The organism is Chryseobacterium potabilaquae (assembly GCF_902728265.1).
GTDB classification, from domain to species: domain Bacteria; phylum Bacteroidota; class Bacteroidia; order Flavobacteriales; family Weeksellaceae; genus Chryseobacterium; species Chryseobacterium potabilaquae.
Window position 1 is genome coordinate 1 of the sequence record NZ_CACVBR010000117.1, and the last position, 779, is coordinate 779.

The window sequence follows — 779 nt, forward strand, 5'->3', positions numbered from 1 at the left end:
AACGGACAGCTCAAACCAGCCTACAATGCACAAATTTCTACGGAAAATCAAATCATCGTCAATTATACCATTCATCAACAGACCAATGACTTCAATACGCTGGAGCATCATCTTAAAAATTTTGAGAAACTCTATGGAGCAAAAAGGTTAGCCGAATTAAAGGAGCTCACTGCTGATGCAGGTTACGGAAGCGAACAGAACTATGAATTGCTGGAACAAAACCAAATTACACCCTATGTAAAATACAATACGTTCGACAAAGAGCAGGACACCCGTTATCAGGCAAAGCACAAGACTTTCAGCAAAGAAAATCTTCATTACAACACTGAAAAGGATTTTTACGTTTGCCCGATGGGTCAGAGGATGGAAAAAACGCACGAAAGCACTCGGAAAACCAAGACAGGTTATCCTCAAAAGTTCTCGCACTATCAGGCTAAAAACTGTGAAGGATGCTCACTGCGATGCGTTTGCCACAATTCCAAAGAAAACAGAAGCGTGGAAAGAAACCATCATCTGGAAGATTACAAAGAGAAAATACGAAAGCTTTTAAACAGCGAAGAAGGCATCAAAAAACGAAAACAACGATCCGTTGAAGTAGAACCTGTGTTTGCACACCTCAAACATTGCAACAATTTTAAGCGCTTTACTCTTAAAGGTTTAAAAAAAGTAGAACTGGAGTTCGGTTTACACGCTTTAGCACACAATTTAAGAAAGAAAGTTGCTTAAAGAGAGTAATTTTCATTTTTTCTGAGACATTAAAAAACTTTATAGCAAAAAAA

The 779-nt window shown here is 38.0% G+C and carries 1 protein-coding gene; it reads left to right on the top strand.

The annotated features are described in order from the left end of the window. A partial coding sequence (locus CHRY9293_RS18420) for a transposase (RefSeq protein ID WP_162034310.1) occupies positions 1 to 726 on the top strand: 726 nt, incomplete at its 5' end. Between the last annotated feature and the right edge of the window lie 53 nt (positions 727 to 779).